The sequence below is a fragment of the Bordetella hinzii LMG 13501 genome, assembly GCF_001548475.1.
GTDB lineage: Bacteria > Pseudomonadota > Gammaproteobacteria > Burkholderiales > Burkholderiaceae_B > Bordetella > Bordetella hinzii.
In genome coordinates this window covers 1-15,132 of sequence record NZ_LRUJ01000047.1, presented here as the reverse complement: position 1 = coordinate 15,132, position 15,132 = coordinate 1, and the positions used below count along the sequence as shown (strand labels likewise).

17 protein-coding genes are annotated in these 15,132 nt (G+C 67.6%); 9 read left to right on the top strand and 8 right to left on the bottom strand.

The window, feature by feature from the left end; genetic code table 11:
* The first annotated feature begins 245 nt into the window (after window positions 1–245).
* Window positions 246–1,361 (top strand): NADH:flavin oxidoreductase/NADH oxidase, encoded by a 1,116-nt coding sequence (locus AXA74_RS21435; RefSeq protein WP_029577686.1) that lies wholly within the window; start codon window positions 246–248, stop codon window positions 1,359–1,361.
* Window positions 1,362–1,387: 26 nt separating this feature from the next.
* Window positions 1,388–2,590, top strand: a complete 1,203-nt coding sequence (locus AXA74_RS21430) for an NAD(P)/FAD-dependent oxidoreductase (RefSeq protein ID WP_029577685.1) — start codon at window positions 1,388–1,390, stop codon at window positions 2,588–2,590.
* A gap of 73 nt (window positions 2,591–2,663) precedes the next feature.
* On the opposite strand, the gene AXA74_RS21425 is transcribed toward AXA74_RS21430, so the two are convergent.
* From AXA74_RS21425 to AXA74_RS21395, 7 genes are read right to left on the bottom strand one after another with little or no spacing between them, the layout of a single operon-like run.
* Window positions 2,664–3,722 carry a phenylacetaldoxime dehydratase family protein gene (locus AXA74_RS21425; protein WP_029577684.1) on the bottom strand — a complete coding sequence of 353 codons (1,059 nt, stop codon included), beginning with the start codon at window positions 3,720–3,722 and terminating at the stop codon, window positions 2,664–2,666.
* Window positions 3,723–3,737: 15 nt separating this feature from the next.
* On the bottom strand, window positions 3,738–4,673 hold the full coding sequence (locus AXA74_RS21420; protein WP_029577683.1) for a carbon-nitrogen hydrolase family protein: 936 nt from the start codon (window positions 4,671–4,673) through the stop codon (window positions 3,738–3,740).
* Between the two features lie 13 nt (window positions 4,674–4,686).
* Window positions 4,687–5,388, bottom strand: a complete 702-nt coding sequence (locus AXA74_RS21415) for an ABC transporter ATP-binding protein (RefSeq protein WP_029577682.1) — start codon at window positions 5,386–5,388, stop codon at window positions 4,687–4,689.
* Window positions 5,372–6,103: an ABC transporter ATP-binding protein gene (locus AXA74_RS21410; protein WP_029577681.1), complete on the bottom strand. Its 732-nt coding sequence runs from the start codon at window positions 6,101–6,103 to the stop codon at window positions 5,372–5,374. Before AXA74_RS21410 ends, AXA74_RS21415 begins: the two co-directional genes overlap by 17 nt.
* On the bottom strand, window positions 6,100–7,062 hold the full coding sequence (locus tag AXA74_RS21405) for a branched-chain amino acid ABC transporter permease (RefSeq protein ID WP_029577680.1): 963 nt from the start codon (window positions 7,060–7,062) through the stop codon (window positions 6,100–6,102). The genes AXA74_RS21410 and AXA74_RS21405 overlap by 4 nt, the downstream gene beginning before the upstream one ends.
* Window positions 7,059–7,928 (bottom strand): branched-chain amino acid ABC transporter permease, encoded by an 870-nt coding sequence (locus AXA74_RS21400; RefSeq protein ID WP_032956376.1) that lies wholly within the window; start codon window positions 7,926–7,928, stop codon window positions 7,059–7,061. The genes AXA74_RS21405 and AXA74_RS21400 overlap by 4 nt, the downstream gene beginning before the upstream one ends.
* Before the next feature lie 49 nt (window positions 7,929–7,977).
* The gene (locus tag AXA74_RS21395; protein WP_032959769.1) at window positions 7,978–9,150 is read right to left on the bottom strand and encodes an ABC transporter substrate-binding protein; all 1,173 of its coding nucleotides are present in this window, start codon (window positions 9,148–9,150) and stop codon (window positions 7,978–7,980) included.
* Window positions 9,151–9,342: 192 nt separating this feature from the next.
* On the opposite strand from AXA74_RS21395, the gene AXA74_RS21390 reads away from it, so the two are divergent.
* Window positions 9,343–10,119, top strand: a complete 777-nt coding sequence (locus AXA74_RS21390; RefSeq protein WP_029577677.1) for a TrmB family transcriptional regulator — start codon at window positions 9,343–9,345, stop codon at window positions 10,117–10,119.
* On the opposite strand, the gene AXA74_RS21385 is transcribed toward AXA74_RS21390, so the two are convergent.
* Window positions 10,116–10,775, bottom strand: a complete 660-nt coding sequence (locus AXA74_RS21385; protein ID WP_051626522.1) for a hypothetical protein — start codon at window positions 10,773–10,775, stop codon at window positions 10,116–10,118. The two genes, AXA74_RS21390 and AXA74_RS21385, sit on opposite strands and share 4 nt — an antisense overlap.
* A gap of 206 nt (window positions 10,776–10,981) precedes the next feature.
* Between AXA74_RS21385 and AXA74_RS21380 the strand changes: the two genes are divergently transcribed.
* The 6 genes from AXA74_RS21380 to AXA74_RS21360 all read left to right on the top strand — a co-directional run.
* The gene (locus AXA74_RS21380) at window positions 10,982–11,866 is read left to right on the top strand and encodes a GntR family transcriptional regulator (protein ID WP_029577675.1); all 885 of its coding nucleotides are present in this window, start codon (window positions 10,982–10,984) and stop codon (window positions 11,864–11,866) included.
* A gap of 193 nt (window positions 11,867–12,059) precedes the next feature.
* Window positions 12,060–12,299 carry a sulfurtransferase TusA family protein gene (locus AXA74_RS21375; protein WP_029577674.1) on the top strand — a complete coding sequence of 80 codons (240 nt, stop codon included), beginning with the start codon at window positions 12,060–12,062 and terminating at the stop codon, window positions 12,297–12,299.
* 40 nt (window positions 12,300–12,339) lie between these two features.
* On the top strand, window positions 12,340–12,702 hold the full coding sequence (locus tag AXA74_RS21370) for a DsrE family protein (RefSeq protein WP_029577673.1): 363 nt from the start codon (window positions 12,340–12,342) through the stop codon (window positions 12,700–12,702).
* A gap of 23 nt (window positions 12,703–12,725) precedes the next feature.
* Window positions 12,726–13,244 (top strand): hypothetical protein, encoded by a 519-nt coding sequence (locus AXA74_RS24590; RefSeq protein ID WP_197700146.1) that lies wholly within the window; start codon window positions 12,726–12,728, stop codon window positions 13,242–13,244.
* Between the two features lie 19 nt (window positions 13,245–13,263).
* On the top strand, window positions 13,264–14,787 hold the full coding sequence (locus AXA74_RS21365; RefSeq protein ID WP_197700147.1) for a hypothetical protein: 1,524 nt from the start codon (window positions 13,264–13,266) through the stop codon (window positions 14,785–14,787).
* A 20-nt stretch (window positions 14,788–14,807) separates the two neighbouring features.
* A partial coding sequence (locus tag AXA74_RS21360; protein WP_162266988.1) for a sulfurtransferase TusA family protein occupies window positions 14,808–15,132 on the top strand: 325 nt, incomplete at its 3' end.

The following is a 15,132-nucleotide window of genomic DNA, read 5'->3' as shown; positions in this document are numbered from 1 at the left end:
CATTGAAGTATGAGCGCGCACAAAATGAGCGGTCAACGCTTTTTTGTGCCCAGGACTATGGGTATACCCTTGAAAATAATGAAATTTAGGGGTAATCCCTAGGCGTGGAATTCCCTTTTGACAGGCCTGTGAAAACCAAGGAACATATTTTTGTACGATTTGATCGTATCTTTGAACAATACGATTGCCGCCGCGGCGGCCGGTCTCCGGCGCGCGGCTTCGCCAACTTTCCAGGACTTCGCCAGATGGCTTCCAAGCTTTTCACGCCGATCACGCTCGGCCCGCGCGTCTACGACAACCGCCTCGTCATTGCCCCCATGGCCCAGTACAGCGCCGTGGACGGCGACTTCGGCGACTGGCACTACATCCACCTCGGCAACCTGGCGACGTCCGGCGCGGGCTGCGTCATGATCGAGGCCACCGCGGTCAACGCCGAAGGGCGCTGCACCTTGGGCGATACCGGCCTGTACAGCGACAGCAACGAAGCCAGCCTGGCGCGTGTCGTGGCGGCAATGAAGCGCCACGGCGGCAACACCCGCATCGGCATCCAGCTCGTGCATGGCGGGCGCAAGGCCTCCACGGCGGTGCACTGGCTGGGCGGCCAGCCGCTATCGCCGGCCGCCGGCGGCTGGACCACCGTGGCGCCCAGCGCCATCGGCTTTGGCGACTGGCCCGCGCCGCGCGCGGCCACGGCGGGCGACCTCGATGAGATCCGCGCGGCCTTTGCCCAGGCAGCCGCCCGCGCCGCGCGCGCCGGCGTGGACCTGATCGAACTGCATGCCGCGCACGGCTATCTGCTGCATCAATTCCTCTCGCCCATTACCAACCGGCGCGAGGATGCCTATGGCGGCTCGCTGGAGAACCGCATGCGCTTGCCGCTGGAGGTCTTCGAGGCGGTGCGCGCGGCCGCGCCCGGCGTGACGCTGGGGGTGCGCCTGACGGGCTCGGACTGGATCGAGGGCGGCATCACCCCCGAGGAGGCCGCCCGCTTCGCCGCCGAACTGCAGGCCCGTGGCTGCCACTATGTCGATGTGACCAGCGGCGCGCTGGACCCCCGCCAGAAGATCACTGTCAAGCGCGGATATCAGGTAGAGTTCGCGGCTTACGTCAAACGCCATGTCGGCATCGCGGTGCGCGCCGTGGGCCTGATCGTCGATCCGCAGCAGGCCGAGGATATCGTGGCCGGCGGACAGGCCGATCTGGTGGCCATCGCCCGCGCCGCGCTGGCCAACCCGCGCTGGGCCTGGGAGGCCGCGCATGTGCTGGGCGCCAAGATCGAGGTCGCGCCGCAGTACCAGCGCGCCGCGTCCGGCGTCTGGCCGGGCTGGAACTTGCGCCAGCCCGCGCCGATAGCGGCGTAGGACGCGCGCAATCCTGGAGGGCATCTATGCGCCAAATCGTCATCATCGGCGGCGGCCACGCCGCGGCACAACTCTGCGGCAGCCTGGCTGAAGCCGGACCGGACCTGGCCATCACGCTGATCAGCGAAGAAGCGCAGCTGCCCTATCACCGGCCGCCGCTGTCCAAGACCTTCATCAAGGACGCGGCCGCCGAGCCGGCGCCGCTGCGTCCGGCCAGCGCCTACGAGGGTGTCCGCCTGCTGCTGGGCGAGACCGCCGTGGCCATCGACCCGGCCGCGCGCACCGTCACGCTGGCTTCGGGCGCCTCCGTGGCTTATGACGAGCTGGTGCTGGCCACCGGCACGCGCGCGCGCCGCCTGCCGGCCCTGGAGCCGGCGCCGGCCAATTTGCACTATCTGCGCACGGCGGCCGACGCGCGCCGGTTGCGCGATGCCTTGGCCCGGGCCGGCCGCGTCACCGTCCTGGGCGGCGGCTTCATCGGCCTGGAGATCGCCGCCACGGCCGCCGCGCTGGGCAAGCAGGTCGAGGTGTTCGAGAGCCAGTCCCGCCTGCTCGCGCGCTCGGTCTCGCCCGAAATCTCGGAGCGGGTTGCCGCCAACCTGCGCGAGGCCGGCATCGCCCTGCGCCTGGATGCAAGCATCGAGGGTTTCGACCTGGCCGATGGCCGTGTCGGCGCGCTGCGCGCCGGCGGGCGCGACCATCCGGTCGAGTTGCTGGTCGCGGGCATCGGCGCCGTGCCCGAGACCCGCTTGGCCGAGGCCGCCGGCCTGGCCGTGGACAACGGTATCGTGGTCGACAGCCAGATGCGGACGTCCGCGCCGCACATTCATGCCATCGGCGATTGCACGGCCTTTCCCTATCTGCGCGAGGACCGCCGGCTGCGCCTGGAGTCGGTGCAGAACGCCAACGACCAGGCCCGCACGCTGGCGGCCGTGCTATGCGGCCAGCCGGCCGATTACCGCGCCCTGCCCTGGTTCTGGTCCGACCAGGGCGCGCTGCGCCTGCAGATCGCCGGCATCGCGCCGGCGGGCGCCGAACGCCGGCTGCGCCCCGGCTCCAAGCCCGGCAGCCTGTCGGTCATGCATTTCCTGGACGGGCGCCTGGTGTGCGTGGAGTCCATCAACGCGCCGCTGGACCACATGGCCGCGCGCAAGCTGCTGGAGCTGGCCGAGCATCCGCCGGCCGAGCTGCTGCTCGATCCGTCGGTGGCCCTGAAGACCCATTGCTGAGCGCTCGGGCCGGCTTCGCCTTTCCCGGCCGCCCGCGAGGGGCGGACCCTGACGGCCGGCCCCGGGGGGCCGCCTAGGCCGGCGTCCAAAGCTCGGCGAAGGGCAGCATGCCCGTGGCCGGATGGCAGTTGACGTACTCGAAGGCGTGGCCGTCCTGCAGCACGAAAAGCTCATGCCAGGTGACGACTTCGCGTTTTTCCTTGTAGAGCCGGTTCATGTCGATGGCGTGGCGGTAGATGTCGAGATGCGTCTCGTGCGAGGCGGCCCAGCCTTCCAGGTGCGCCAGGGAAAGAAAATAGGCCGCCACCGACGTCTCCTGGCGCGGCGAGCCGTCTTCGTTCAGATTGGCCATGATGCGCAGCGACATACAGCCGGTGGCGACCTTGTGGTCGCGCAGGAAATTCATGCCGCGCATGAGTTTGGGCTGCAGCGCCTGCAGATAGTCCTGCGTCTGCTCGACGCCGGCGCCTTCCCAGAATTGGCCCGAGCGCAGCATGGCTACGTTGTGCGGCACGCGCGCCAGCAACCGGGCGCCCCGGCTTGCCGGCTGCGCCGGCGCCGGCAGCTGGGTGCCCCAGGGGCTGAGCAGCTCGTCGATGGCCGAGACCGGCAGGCGGTCGCGCGCGGCGCCGAAGTAGCCGTTGTTGGTGATGGACACGATGGTGCTTTGCGGCGTGCGGCCAAAGCCGATGCGGTAAGTCGGCTTGGAATAGATGGTCTCGTGGCGGTCGTAGGGCACGCTGACGGTTTCGTTCCAGTAGCCGAAGCCCTCCACCAGGCGCGCGGCATCGGTGAACCAGGCCCGGAAGCCCGTCTGGCGCATCCAGGTCGCGTATTGCGCCGGGTCGGTCCAATAGGCGACGATGATGCCGTTGGTATGGCCGGCCTCGTCCAGGCAGCGCATGAACTCATAGCTCTCCGGCCCATAGGGATCGTCCAGCCAGGGTTGCATGAGGCGGTGGAAGGCCTGCTCGTCCTCCCAGCGCAGCGCTTCGGCCTGGATGCCGAAGTAGGCGGTGGTCAGCATGGCGACGGGTTTTTCCCAGCGCAGGGAAAAGCGCGGCGCGGCCGGCTGGTGGCCTTGCGGGCGCCGCGCGGCAATGACACGGGGATATTGCACGTCGAAGGTCATATCGCTCTCCTGCCGTCAGGCGCCGGCGACGGTCTGGATCACCGCCATGGGGCGCTCTTGCACGGTGAGCTGGAAGATGTCCGGGCGGGCGTAATGGCCGGCCGCGTCGAAATCGAATTTGCCGCGCGCCAGGTCGTCGGTGTCGAGTTCGGCCACCAGGATGGTTTCGCCGCTGAAGTCCGGGCCGGCCAGCACGCGGCCCAGCGGATCGATGATGAGGCTGCCGCCGCGCATCAGCACATCGTCGGCCTGGTCGGTGATGTGGTTCTTCATGCCTTGCGGAAACTGGGAGCGCTTCAAATATTGGCAGGCCGACAGCACGAAGCAGCGGCCCTCCAGGGCGATGTGGCGCATGCTGGCCTCCCAGCTGTCGCGGTCGTCGGCGGTGGGCGCGCAATAGATGGATACGCCCTTGCCGTACATGGCCATGCGCAGCAGCGGCATGTAGTTCTCCCAGCAGATCACCGAGCCCATCGTGCCCCAGGGAGTGTCCACGGTGGTGAGCGTCGAGCCGTCGCCGAATCCCCAGCACAGGCGCTCGGCCGCGGTGGGCATGAGCTTGCGATGTTTGCCCAGCAGGCTGCCGTCGGGGCCGAAGAACAGCACGGTGCAGTAAAGCGTGCCGCCGTCGCGCTCGATAACGCCCACGGTGACGAACAGGCCGGCCTCGGCCGCCGCCGCGCCCAGCGCTTCGGTCTCCGCGCCGGGCACGGCGATGGCCTGGTCATAGTATTGGCGGAACTCGTCGCGTCCCTGCGCGGTGCGCACGCCGATGGCGATGTCGAAGCTCGCGCCCTTGGGATAGCCGCCGATGAAGGCTTCCGGAAAAACCGCGATATGGGCGCCCTGGCGCCCGCAGTCGGCGATGAGCTGGCAGGCCTTGGCGACCGTGGCCGGGGTGTCTTCGGTGATCGAGGAGGCTTGAACGACTGCAGCCTTGAACTTTGCCATGATGGGTTTCCTTCTAAATGCCCAGATAGGTGCGACGGATGTCGTCGTTGGATTCGAGTTCGGCCGCGCTGCCCTGCATGGCGATGCGGCCGCTTTCCAGAACATAGGCGCGGCCCACCACGCGCAGGGCGCTGGCCACGTTCTGTTCGATCAGCAAAACGGAGATGCCCCGGGCGTTGACCTTCATGATGGCGTCATGCACTTCGTCGACCATCATCGGCGCCAGGCCGTGGCTGGGTTCGTCCAGCAGCAGCAGGCGCGGCTTGGCCATCAGCGCGCGGCAGAAGGCGACCATCTGCTGCTCGCCGCCGGACAATGTGCCGGCCAGTTGCGCGCGGCGCTCGGCCAGGCGCGGAAAGAGCGTGAAGCAGGCCTGGATGTCCTCGCCCAGATCCGCGCCGCGCCGGCTGTAGGCGCCCAGCAGCAGGTTGTCGTAGACGCTCATTTCCGGAAAGACGTGACGGCCTTCCGGCACGCAGGCCACACCCGCCTGGACACGGCGGTGGGCGGGCAGCTCGCGCAGGTTGCGGCCCTCGAACTCGATGGCGCCGCTGACCTTGGGCAGCTGGCCGCAGATGGCGCGGATGAGCGAGGTCTTGCCGGCCGTGTTGGCGCCCAGGATGGCCACGGTCTCGCCGGCGCGCACCTCGATGCTGACATCCTGCAGCACCGGCCGGGGCCCATAGCCGCCGGTGAGATTACGTATGCTGAGCATGGCTGCCTCCCAGATAGGCGGAAATGACGTCCGGATTGGCCGAGACCTCGGCCGGCGTGCCGTCGGCGATCAGGCGGCCGAAGTTCAGCACCAGGAGGCGCTCGCACAGGCGCATGATGGCGCGCATATGGTGCTCGACGACGATGAGAGTAAGGCCGTCGCGGTCGCGCAGATCGCGCAGCGTGGCCATGACCGTATCCATTTCGGGGGGCGTGAGGGCGGCCATCACTTCATCGAGCAGCAGGATGCGGGGCTGGGTCGCCAGGGCGCGGGCCACTTCGCCCAACGCTTTCTGTGGAAAGGTGAGGTCATCGACGTCGGCGTGCGCCTCGGCGCGCAGGCCCACTTTGTCCAGGCAGTCCCAGGCCAGGGCGCGCGCATCGGCCAGGCCGTGGTGCAGCAGGCCCGCGGTCGTGACGTTTTCCAGCAGGCTCATCTCGGGAAACAGCGCCGTGTTCTGGAACGTCTTGGTCATGCCTTGCCGGGCGATGACGTGCGGACGCTTGCGGTCGATGCGCTTGCCGTCGAAGTGGATCCGGCCGGAGGTGGGCCGGTACAGGCCCACCAGCATGCTGAAAAGCGTGGTCTTGCCGGCGCCGTTGGGGCCGATCAGGCCAATGATCTCCTTCGGGCGGATGCTGAACGACACGTCGTTGACGGCCACCAGTCCGCCGAATCGGACCGTCAGGTTGCTGGCGATCAGGTTGGCGTTCATGCGCGTGCTCCTGCCCGCTTGCCGCGGAAGACGGACACCAGCCCGCGGGGGCGCCAAAGCACGATGGCGATGAGGACGATGCCGAACGTGAAGGGGGCGATGCCGGCGGCCTTGTTGGACAGATAGGTGTTGAGGACTTCTTCGAGCGGCACGACCACCAGCGCGCCGATGATGGGGCCGGCCAAGGTGCCTACCCCGCCGACGATGGCGATGAGCGCGGCCCTGATCGAGATGCCCGCGGCGCTGAAGACGCTTTCGGGATCGAAGAAAAAGGTGAACTGCGCGAACAGCGTGCCGGTGGCGGCAGTGAGCGCCGCGGAAATCAGCGCGCCGGCCAGCTTGACCTTGAGCGTGTTGACGCCGGCCACCTCGGCGGCCTCTTCGTTTTCACGCACGGCGCGCAGCAGATATCCCATCTTGCCGTGAGCCAGGCAGGCGAAGACCACCGACACGATGACGAACAGCCCGGTGAACAGGTAGACATAGTTGCCCGCGCCGCGGAACTGCATCATGGCCCAGGAGTTGCCGACGAAGGGCACGGAGATGCCTTGCGGGCCGCCGGTGATGCCGGGCAGCGAAGTCGCCAGGATGCGGCAGGCTTCGCCGAAGGCCAGCGTGGCCAGGGCGAAATAAGGGCCCTTGAGCCGCATGGTGGGCAGCGCCAGCACGATGGCCGCCAGCATGGCCAGGGCCATGCCCAGCAGCATCCCCAGCCAGGGCGTGATGCCCCACAGGGTCTGCAGCACCGTGGAGGAATAGGCGCCGATGCCAAAGAAGGCCGCGTGGCCGAGCGAGATCTGGTTGGCCAGGCCGCCGACGATGTTCCAGCACTGGCCCAGCGTGGCCGCCATGAGCACCAGGCAGAGCACGCGCACGCCGTAGCCGCGCGGATCGAGGACCAGGGACAAGGCCAGCGCGGCGATGGCCGCCAGCGCGATGAGAAGCAGGGACTTTTTCATCGTGCCCCCTTGCCCAGCAGGCCCTGGGGACGAAACGCGAGAAAAGTGATGAACACCACGAACAGGGCGAGGTTCTGCAGCTGTATCGGCATGATGAGCGTGGAGAGCGACTGGATCACGCCGACGATCAGGCCGCCGACCAGCGCGCCCAGCACGCTGCCCAGGCCGCCCAGCACGACGACGGTGAACATCAACACCACGAATTGCGCGCCCGCCGTGGGGCTGACGGCCGAGTAGCTCAGGATGACGCCGCCGCCGAAGGCGGTCAGGCCGGTGCCCAGGCCGAAGGCGATGGCATAGACGGTGCGGGTGTCGATGCCGAACAGTTGCGCGGCATTGGCGTTTTGCGACGTGGCGCGTATGGCGCGGCCGATCCAGCTGCGGGTCAGCAGCAGCCAGAGCGCGCCGGAGATGACCAGCGCGGCGATAAAGGCCACCAGATAGGGCACGGAGATGAACAGCGGGCCGAGTTCCAGCGCGGCGGTCTGGTAGGGCGTGCGCACGGAGCGGAACTCCGAGCCGAACAGCATCAGCGCGCCGTTCTCGATCACGGCCAGCAGGCCGACGGTCAGGAAGATCTGCGCCACCGGCGGCGCCTTGAGCACATGCTGCACGAGCAGGCGCTGGCACAGCGCGCCGAGCGCGAATCCGACGGCCAGGGCGACGAAGGCGCCAAAAACCGGGTCCAGGCCCAGATAGGCCCAGGAGAACCAGGCGGCATACATGCCTATCATCAGGAATTCCGCCTGCGCGAAATTGACGATCTTGAGCACGCCGAATACCAGCGACAGGCCGACGGCGATCACGCCGTAGACACCGCCGATCAGCAGCCCGTCAATCAGGGTTTGGAGAAATGCGGAGATCATGGAGCGTCCTGCGGGCCGGCGCGCGGGCCGGCCCTGCGGTAAAGAGGATTTACTTGACTTCGGTGCCCATCCAGCGCGCCGGCGCCTTGGCCGCGCTCTCGGGGAAGACGGTCACCAGGTCGGCGCCGCGCCATTGCACGAAGATGGGATAGGCGGTCGAGGTCAGGCCCTTTTCGTCAAAGGCCGTGCAGCCGCCCGGGATGCCGGCGGAGAAGCCGTCGCACTTCTTCAGGGCGGCGACCGCATTGCGGATCTTGTCGGGATCCGTGGACTTGGCCTGCTGGACGGCGGCCACCATGTGCTGCAGCGCCGCGCCGTACATGAGGGATTCATGGGCCATGAACATGCCGTACTTGGCCTTGTAGCGCGAGGCGATATCGGGCACGGCGTCGTAGTTGGCCGGCGCGATCGAGAACACGTCCTCGGCGTACTCGCCCAGGCCCTTCTGGAAGTCGGGCACGATGTAGCCGGCCGCCCCGCCGATGACGGGCATGTTGATGCGCTGCTGGCGCATGGTGCGGATGATGAGCAGGCCGTCATTGAAGTACGACACGGGGAAGACCACCTGCGCCTCCGAGCGGCGCAGCTTGTTGACCAGCGGCGCCACGTCCGTGATGCCCAGCGGATAGCCGTCGTCGATCACGACTTCGACACCCGCCTTGGCGGCCGCCTTGCGTATGCCTTCGGCCTGCGAGGTGCCGTAGGCGGTGTCTTCGTAGAAGATGGCGATCTTCGACAGCTTGGTGCCCGCCTTGGCGGCGATGTCCAGGGCGTACTGGAATTGCTTCTCGCCGAAGGTCGTGGCCTTGGGCGCGACCTGGAAGATGTAGCGGTAGCCGCGGCTGGTGATCTGGTCGGCGAAGGAGTGGGTGATCATGGGGATGCCGGCGCGTTCGGTGACTTCCGAGGCGGCCAGGGTGATCGAGCTCACGAAAGAGCCCACGATGCCGACGACCTGGTTCTGGCTCACCAGGCGCTGCACCGCGGCGGCGGCCGCGTTGGGGGCCGGGACATCCGCGTACACCAGCTTGACGTCCAGGCTGCCCAGGCTGGGCTTGATGTCCTCGAGCGCTTGTTCGATGCCGTTCTTGGCATTGATGCCGAACTGTGCATTGGGGCCGCTCAGCGGTAGCACGATGCCGATGTTGACGGTTTCCGCCGAGGCGGCGGCGGGGCCGAGCAAGGCGGCGCCCAATAAAGTCACTGCAAGCCAGCGAGCCATGTTTTCTCCTTGGACTGAAATTTTGTGTGCCGCAACAAGCGGCTGGAAGGCAGTCTAGGCAGCGCGAAAAAACACGTCAATTAAATTCGACAGAATATGCGGATATCTGGCGTTTTCCCCTATAAAAACCCTTGAAAATAAGCGTGTTAAGAGCTTATATTGTTGTCGAAAATATTCGACAAAGGAGACGGCATGGATATGGAAGCGCAACTGCAGGCCCTGGGCCTGGATGAAAAGGAGCGCCGTTTTTATCTCGCGGCCCTGCAGCTGGGCTCGGCCTCCGTCACGGAGGTCGCCACCCGGGCGGGGGTGTCGCGCACCAATGGCTATGACCTGCTGGAGCGGCTGGAGCGGCGCGGCCTCGTCGCGCAGGAGGGCGAGGCGGCCGGCGTGCGCCGGGTCCTGCCGGAGGATCCGAGCGTGCTCATCCGCGATTGGGAGCGCAAGCGGCTCATGCTCGATGAGCTGGTGCCGGAGCTGCGCTCGCTCTACAACGGCACGCCGCGCAAGCCGCGCACGCGCATATACGAGGGAGCCGAGGGCATACACCGGGCGCTCTGGGAGACCCTGGAATGCCGCAGCAAGGTCTTGCTGGGCGTGTTGTCCATGCACGAGCTGCTGGAGGTGCCGGGCGCGCAATGGATGGACGGCTTCATTGCCGAGCGGGTCAAGCGCGGCATACGCCTGAACGTCCTGCGTTCGCCCTCGCGCGAGACCGAGAGCATCTGGCCCAGCAGCGGCGACGAGCTGCGCGAATTGCGCTATGCCCCGGATGACCTCGATCTGGGCATGACCATGTATATCGCCGACGACAAGGTCACCTATGTCTCATCCAAGGAAGAGAACTACGCCATGGTCATCGAGAGCCGCGAACTGGCTTCCTTGAACCGCGCTTTTTTCCGGTCGCTCTGGGCGGTGGCGGGGCAGGCCTCGCGCCTGCCCTCGGTGCCCGGCGCCGACGGGCCCTAGGCGGCCGCCAGGTGGCGCCACAGGAAGGCCCGCGAGCGGGCTTCGCCGTGCAGCGGATGCCGCGCCGTGTCGTATTCGACGCGCACGCCGGCGTCTTCAAGCGGGCGGCCCAGCTCCGGCTGGCTGGCCGCCAGGTGCACGGCCAGCTTGCGCAGCGCTTCCGGGTCCGCCGCGGCGCGCGCATCCAGGGCGGCGGGCGGCGCGCACAGGGCGGCGGCGCTCAGCCGGCGGGGATGCCGCAGCATGAAGCGGTGCGCGAAGCGCGCGCCCGTCTCCACGCCGAACAGGGCGACCCGCGAGAACGCGACCTGGTAGCGCGCGGCGACTTTGTCCATCATGCGCAGCAACAGCAGGTCGTAGCGCAAGCCGCCTTCGTCCAGGTCCTGGTAGCCGTCGCCGCGGCCGTCGCCCAGCGGGTCGCTGGGAAAGAGGGGCGCGAGCACGATGGCATTGCGGTCCTCGGCCAGGCAGGCAAAGGCGTCGCGGCAGGCTTCGGCGGCGCGGTTGGCGCCGTGCACGGCCACGACCAGGTGGACCGGGCGCTCGCGGTCCAGCGTCCGGGGGACGAACAGGCAGTAGCTGACGGGCAAGTCGGGCGCCAGCGCGTAGTAGGCGGTGCGGCCGATGTCGTGGGGGCCCAAGGCGGGCGGACTCATGCCGGACCCCGGCGGACAGGGGCGGCCAGGCGGCGGGCCGGGGCGGTCGGCGACCGGCGGGTCGTGGGCACGGCTTGCATTTTTTCTCCTTGGGGTGTGCTGGCCGCCGGCGGAGGGGATAATCCGCTGTGTCAGCCCGCGTGCGCTGCGCGATCGCATGGCGACAAAGTGTATTATGACTACTTAAAAAACATCAAGCTGCCAATATGCCCCGCCGTTCCTCCTCCCGTCTGGATCTCGCCGGACGCATTTGTGGCTATATCCACGAGCAGCGGCTCGCCCCGGGCGACCGGGTCAATGAAAAGCGCCTGGCCGAATGGCTGGGGGTGTCGCGCACACCCGTGCGCGCCGCCCTGGAGGAACTGGCCGCCCATGGCTATGTCGAGCGCCGCAGCAATCTGGGCATGACACTGGTCAAGCCGCCGCCCCTGCCGGCGCCCGGCGGCACCCGCGAGCTTGACGAGCTGGTCCTGCGCGTGGCGCGCGACCGCCACAAGGGGGTGCTGGCCGAATTCATCTCCGAGAGCGACTTGATGCAGGCCTATGGGCTGACCCGGCTGCGGGTGCGCGAGGCCCTGGAGCGGCTGGCGAACCTGGGCGCGGTGGAAAGAAAGCTCGCCAGCGGCTGGCGTTTCCTGGCCGCGCCCTGGGACAGCGAAGCGCGCCGCCAGAGCTATCAATTCCGCCTCACGGTGGAGCCGGCGGCGATGCAATTGCCCGGTTTCGCGCTGGCGCCGGCGTGGATGGACGACATGCGCCGGCGCCATCAGCGCTTTCTGCAATCACCCTGGGACGAGCATGCCAGCATCGAGTTCTTCGAGATGAACGCCGCCTTCCACCTGGGCATCGCCGCGGGCTCGGGCAATCGCCATTTCGCCGACGTGATCGAACGGCAGAACATGCTGCGCCGCCTGAGCAACTACGATTGGCGCTATGGCCAGGATCGCGTGCGGGTCAGCACGCGCGAGCATCTGGAGATCCTCGACAAGCTGGCCGCCGGCGACATCGAGCTGGCCGTGCTGCTCATGCGCCGCCATCTGGAGGGCGCTATGCAGGTGCGTTCCACGCCGCGCCAAGATTGTACTTTATAGATCTAAAGTACATATACGGCCTCAGGGGATGTCCGCACTATTGCCTTTGCTCTTGCATGGGTAATATGCATATTCCGGCAGCCGCCCAGGCTGTTTCCCCTTTGTCGCTGATGTGCAAGGTCCTTGCCACCATGACTACACCCACTCTCCCCCGCCTGCCCCTTTCCGTCCGGCCCCGACGCGATTGACGCGCATGTCCGCGCCGCGCGAAGGCGACGACTTCTGGGACGCCGGCAACATGGGTTGCGGCGAACTCATCCTCAAGCTGCGCAAGCATTTGAAGAAAATGCCTGGCCAGCTGATGCGCGTGGTCGCGCACGATGCGGGCGCCATCCACGACATCCCGGCTTTCTGCCGCATGACCCGCAACGAACTGGAACGCTACGACGAGCAGACCCATACCTTTTGGATACGCTCGCGGCTGGACTGGTAGGCCCGCTCTGCTGTTTTCACCCAACCCCTGGAGGCTCAACATGGCTGGAAAATTCGTCGTTTCGCTGACCTGCTCCAAGAACGATACCGACAAGGCCACCGTGGCCTTCGTGGTCGCCAATGCCGCGGTGGCTTCCGACAAACAGACGGTGGTGTTCCTGTCCATCGAAGGCACGCGCCTGTCGCAGCAGGGCTATGCCGATGACATCCACGAGGCCGGCTTCGCGCCCCTCAAGGAGTTGATGGACAACTTCGCGGCCGCCGGCGGCGAAATCTATGTCTGCTCGCCCTGCTTCAAGAAACGCGCCCTGGACGAAAACAAACTGATCGCCGGCGCCAAGATCGTCGGCGGGGCCAAGCTGGTGGAATTCATGAGCGACGGCGCGCCCAGCATCAGCTACTGATCCTATCCAACCGGGAGACGGCCATGCCTGCCCGTCGTTTGCTGTGCACGGTGTTCGTGCTGGCCGCCCTGGCCTATGTGGCGGTCAGCTATGCCGTGTTCGAGATGCCCGCCACGGCGGCCGCGGCCGAGGCGTGCGGTTTTCTGCCGGGCGAGTACGCCGCCAGCGGCGGCCTGGCGTACGAGCGCACCCAGGCCTGGGCCATCAGCTTCCTGCGCAAGCAGGAAGTGTTCACCGCCATCACGGTGGGCCTGGCCCTGGCCTTCATGGCTTTCGCGCTCGCCATCGGGCGCCGCGGCGGGGCGGCCTCGGCCGGCGTGGCCGCCGGCAGCGGCGCGCTGGCCGTCTCGGCCCTGTGTGTGAGCTGCCTGGCGCCGGCCCTGTCCGTGGTGGGGCTGGGCATCGCGGGCGGCTTCCTGGCCGATGTGCCCAAGTGGCTCATCACTCTGAACACGCTGCTGTTGACGGGCTGGGGTGTCTTGTTCCTGTCGCGGCGCGCCCGTGCCTGCGCGCTGCCCTCCGGGCCGGCGGCAAGGGCCTGAGATCCTTCGGGGACGATCCATGAAAATCCGCTATGCCGCCGCCGTGGCGGCCTGGATGTATGCCTTGCCGGCGGCCGCGCTGGACTATGCCAGCGTGCTGACGCCGGCGCGGCCCGGCTTGCCGTTGGCGCACCCGATCGCCTCCGGGCCCATCGCGCCGCCGCCTTTCTCGCTGATCGCCGAGCGTCCGGTCAAGCCGGCCTATGTGCCCGGCTTGCCGGGCCTGCCGCAATACCGCATGGTCACGGATGATTTCGGCCGCAAGATCGCCAAGTACGACGGGGTCTTCATCCGCCAGAGCCGCGTGGAGAATGGCGAGGTGGTGATCCCGCCCGGCGGCCTCTACTACCTGGAGGACACCTGGGGCGGCGAGGTGGCGCTGCGCGGCGAGCAGGTGCCCATGCTGGGCCGCATGGCGACCTTCATCGATTACGACATGTCGATCGAGGTCCAGGAAAACGTCACCATCCCGGCGGGCGGCAGCGTGGCCGTGGGCGGCCAGGTCTACCAGTACTACGCGACGGTGAGCCATGAGACCCTGGCCAACCACGCGCTGCATGTGCGCACCATTGCGGGAACCGACTGGGAGTGGGCTTTCGGCAATCCCATCCTCTCCAACAACGAGACCCAATGGTGGGGCACGCGCTTCACCCAGCTCTACAACCAGGGCCAGGCGCGCGAGATCAGCCCGCAGAAGCTGGTGTTCGATTGGCTGAGCGGCGTGCGGACCGACCGCCTGCTCTATGCCGAGGAGAAGATCCATGCGGGCCTGGCCGGCGTGGGCGAGCAATGGCAGATCGGGACGCGCGCGCTGCGCGTGGCCGCCGTGGGCGCGGATACGGTCGAGCTGGAGCTGCTCGAAGGTGGCCAGGTCGTCAAGACGCGCACCCTGGGGCCCGTGCGGCAAGAGCGCCTGATCGAGGACACCGAGGCGCGCAAGGCCCTGGTGTTCGAGGATGGCGACATGGTGGTTTTTCTGTCGCCCTGGCCCAGCGCCTTCGAGGGCGGCAAGGCCAACCTCAAGGTCTATGGCAAGGCCTACAGCCTGGCCTACGGCGCGGACTACGCGCGCGACACGCGCTATGCCAGCTATCCGGTGGGCTGCCCCACCGGCCATCAGTTCGGCTTCATGCTGGTCAACAAGGAAACGATACGGCTCAAGCCGGGCCAGGCCCATACCGGTCCGGAAGGGTATTTCAAGATCGTGGTCGACGCCGTCGCCGATGGCAAGGTCACGGCCTGGCACATCGAAGACCGCGAGGGCGCGCGCTCCATCAACCTGGGCGGCCCGGACGTGGAGAACGTGGACCTGGTGCTCGGCCAGGGCCGGGTGGCCGGGCAGGCCATGCTCTTCGATGTCGGGCGCGTGATGCTGGCGCGCAGCTATGCCGTCGCGCAACGCGCCGACGCGGGCGCGGCCGCCTCGCCCAAGGCGCCCGCCGCGCCGCCGGCGGTCTGGTCGCCGTCGCTGATCATCGTCATCGCCATCCTGGCCCTGGCCTGCCTGGGCGTGGGTTTCGAGTGGGGGCGGCGGCGCCGCTAGCCCGCGGGAGGAATTCCGATATGCAAGCCGTTTCCCGGCATGAACACAGCCCCGATGTCAGTTTCGACGGCGGCGATCTGGATTGCGGCAATGGTTTGCTGCTGTTGATCCGCAAGCACATCGATCCGCTGCCGCGCGGCGGCCTGCTTGAGATCCTCTCGCGCGAAATCTCGGTGGACGAGGACCTGCCCGCCTGGTGCCGCCTGACGGGCAATGAACTGGTCTCCTGGACAAAGCAGGACGGACAACGCAGCTTTCTGGTGTGCAAGGGCGCGCTGGCCGAGCGCGGCGCGGGGGCTCCCGCGCCGGCGCCCCGCCCGGCCGAGCGCGGCCCGGCCGGACGCG

Bases quoted from the DNA above. Each gene is read 5' to 3' on its own strand.
- AXA74_RS21435 (WP_029577686.1), top strand. From the start codon at position 246: ATGGCTTCCAAGCTTTTCACGCCGATCACGCTCGGCCCGCGCGTCTAC.
- AXA74_RS21430 (WP_029577685.1), top strand. From the start codon at position 1,388: ATGCGCCAAATCGTCATCATCGGCGGCGGCCACGCCGCGGCACAACTC.
- AXA74_RS21425 (WP_029577684.1), bottom strand. From the start codon at position 3,722: ATGACCTTCGACGTGCAATATCCCCGTGTCATTGCCGCGCGGCGCCCG.
- AXA74_RS21420 (WP_029577683.1), bottom strand. From the start codon at position 4,673: ATGGCAAAGTTCAAGGCTGCAGTCGTTCAAGCCTCCTCGATCACCGAA.
- AXA74_RS21415 (WP_029577682.1), bottom strand. From the start codon at position 5,388: ATGCTCAGCATACGTAATCTCACCGGCGGCTATGGGCCCCGGCCGGTG.
- AXA74_RS21410 (WP_029577681.1), bottom strand. From the start codon at position 6,103: ATGAACGCCAACCTGATCGCCAGCAACCTGACGGTCCGATTCGGCGGA.
- AXA74_RS21405 (WP_029577680.1), bottom strand. From the start codon at position 7,062: ATGAAAAAGTCCCTGCTTCTCATCGCGCTGGCGGCCATCGCCGCGCTG.
- AXA74_RS21400 (WP_032956376.1), bottom strand. From the start codon at position 7,928: ATGATCTCCGCATTTCTCCAAACCCTGATTGACGGGCTGCTGATCGGC.
- AXA74_RS21395 (WP_032959769.1), bottom strand. From the start codon at position 9,150: ATGGCTCGCTGGCTTGCAGTGACTTTATTGGGCGCCGCCTTGCTCGGC.
- AXA74_RS21390 (WP_029577677.1), top strand. From the start codon at position 9,343: ATGGATATGGAAGCGCAACTGCAGGCCCTGGGCCTGGATGAAAAGGAG.
- AXA74_RS21385 (WP_051626522.1), bottom strand. From the start codon at position 10,775: ATGAGTCCGCCCGCCTTGGGCCCCCACGACATCGGCCGCACCGCCTAC.
- AXA74_RS21380 (WP_029577675.1), top strand. From the start codon at position 10,982: ATGCCCCGCCGTTCCTCCTCCCGTCTGGATCTCGCCGGACGCATTTGT.
- AXA74_RS21375 (WP_029577674.1), top strand. From the start codon at position 12,060: ATGTCCGCGCCGCGCGAAGGCGACGACTTCTGGGACGCCGGCAACATG.
- AXA74_RS21370 (WP_029577673.1), top strand. From the start codon at position 12,340: ATGGCTGGAAAATTCGTCGTTTCGCTGACCTGCTCCAAGAACGATACC.
- AXA74_RS24590 (WP_197700146.1), top strand. From the start codon at position 12,726: ATGCCTGCCCGTCGTTTGCTGTGCACGGTGTTCGTGCTGGCCGCCCTG.
- AXA74_RS21365 (WP_197700147.1), top strand. From the start codon at position 13,264: ATGAAAATCCGCTATGCCGCCGCCGTGGCGGCCTGGATGTATGCCTTG.